Genomic DNA, 1,747 nt, shown 5'->3' on the forward strand with positions numbered 1-1,747 from the left:
TGCAAAGTAAAATGGAGGGTTTTCTTGCCGCCAAGGATCTGATGGCGCAGGGGATCAAGATCTGATCAAGAGACAGGATCATGCCATGCACGATCATCTTCTCATGATTGAATTCACTACCGATGGTTATATTCTCGATGCCAGCCCGCTTTTTCTTCATTCCGTCGGCTACTCCCTCAATGAGATCGTGCAGCAGCATCACGCCATGTTCTGCATGAAAGAAGATACCGACTCTCCCTCCTATCGGGAATTCTGGCGAGATCTGGTAAATGGGCACAGCCAGCATGGCACCTTCCACCGGGTTGGCAAACAAGGCAAGGAAATATGGCTGGAAGCCACCTATTTCCCCGTCAGCCAGGGTGGAAAAATAATCAAGATCATCAAAATAGCGTCAGATGTGACAGTGCAACATGATCTGCTCATGACTCAAAAAGCAATATTTGAGGCGCTGGATCGCTCCCTTGCCGTCATCGAGTTTGAACCGACTGGTGTTGTTATTTCCGCCAACCGTAATTTCCTGGATACCATGGGCTATCGACTCGATGAAATTAAAGGCCATCAACATCGCATGTTTTGTGATGAGCTGTTTTATCGGGAACATCCCGATTTCTGGCAGGAGCTGGCTCAGGGGACGTTCAAATCGGGGCGCTTTCAGCGATTTGATAAAAAAGGCCATGAAGTCTGGCTGGAGGCAACCTACAACGCTGTGCGGGGCAGCCATGGCAAAGTGATCAAGGTCATCAAGTTTGCCTCCAATATCACCCCGCAGATCAGTAAAGATCAGGCCGTACAACATGTGGCCAAGGTGGCAAATGAAACATCTGTCACAACCAAATCCTCCGCCATCAAAGGAGAGGAGATGTTGACCACCGTCGTCTCCACTTCGGACAATATTGTCAGGCAGATGGAACATGCCAGCACCTTGATGAGCAAGCTCCACGCTCAATCCCAGAATATCACCGCCATCGTATCCACCATCAGCAGCATTGCAGACCAGACCAACCTGCTCGCGCTCAATGCCGCCATCGAAGCGGCGAGAGCCGGCGAACAAGGCAGAGGCTTTGCCGTCGTGGCCGATGAAGTTCGTCAACTGGCGGCAAGAACCTCCCTATCGACCAACGAAATAGCCAATGTCGTCAGCCAGAATCAGCAGCTCACCAGGCAGGTCAGCGAGCAGATCCAGTCCGCGGCAGACGGCGCCATCCACGGGCAAAAGCAGATCGATGACGTTGCAAAAGTGATGGAGGAGATAAGACACGGAGCAGAAGAGGTGTCGACCATCATCTCGGAACTCTAAATAACTGATCCCAATAGTGCTACACCTTCGCTGTGCCATAGCCATTCCCCGGGAAAGGAGACACGGTATCCATGAAGTGTTTCACTCGGGCCAGCAGGTTTGCCATCCCTCTGCATTGATGATTGCGCGTGATGGTTTCATGTAACTTGTGCCATAGCCGTTCTATGTGATTAACCCAAGGGCTGTAAACTGGCTGGAACACCAGGCAGAACTTGGGATTCTTCTTCAACCATCGCTCGGTCTGTTTGCTTTTGTGAATGATGTAGTTATCGAGGATCAACGTGATGGTTTTGGCTCGTCGGTAGTGGTGGCGCAGCTTTTCCAGCATGGCAATAAACAGCGATGAGTTTTTCTTGATCCCGCTGACGTAAAGGTAAGTATTCACCGGAACAGTATTGACACAGGAAAAATGAGACGATCGTCTCTTGATCCCACTTTCCTGCTTGCTTG

The 1,747-nt window shown here is 50.5% G+C and carries 2 protein-coding genes; one reads left to right on the forward strand and one right to left on the reverse strand.

Features of this window, described 5'->3' with window-relative positions:
• The first annotated feature begins 85 nt into the window (after window positions 1-85).
• Window positions 86-1,297 (forward strand): methyl-accepting chemotaxis protein, encoded by a 1,212-nt coding sequence (locus tag OKC30_RS20725; protein ID WP_160839485.1) that lies wholly within the window; start codon window positions 86-88, stop codon window positions 1,295-1,297.
• 19 nt (window positions 1,298-1,316) lie between these two features.
• On the opposite strand, the gene OKC30_RS20730 is transcribed toward OKC30_RS20725, so the two are convergent.
• On the reverse strand, window positions 1,317-1,747 hold a 431-nt coding region (locus OKC30_RS20730; RefSeq protein WP_270809806.1), incomplete at its 5' end, for an IS630 family transposase.

Source organism: Aeromonas sp. QDB18 (assembly GCF_027705325.1).
In the GTDB taxonomy this organism is placed as follows: Bacteria; Pseudomonadota; Gammaproteobacteria; order Enterobacterales; family Aeromonadaceae; genus Aeromonas; species Aeromonas caviae.

What these genes read in the sequence shown, in the direction of transcription:
- OKC30_RS20725 (WP_160839485.1), top strand. Translation starts at nt 86, where the DNA reads ATGCACGATCATCTTCTCATGATTGAATTCACTACCGATGGTTATATT.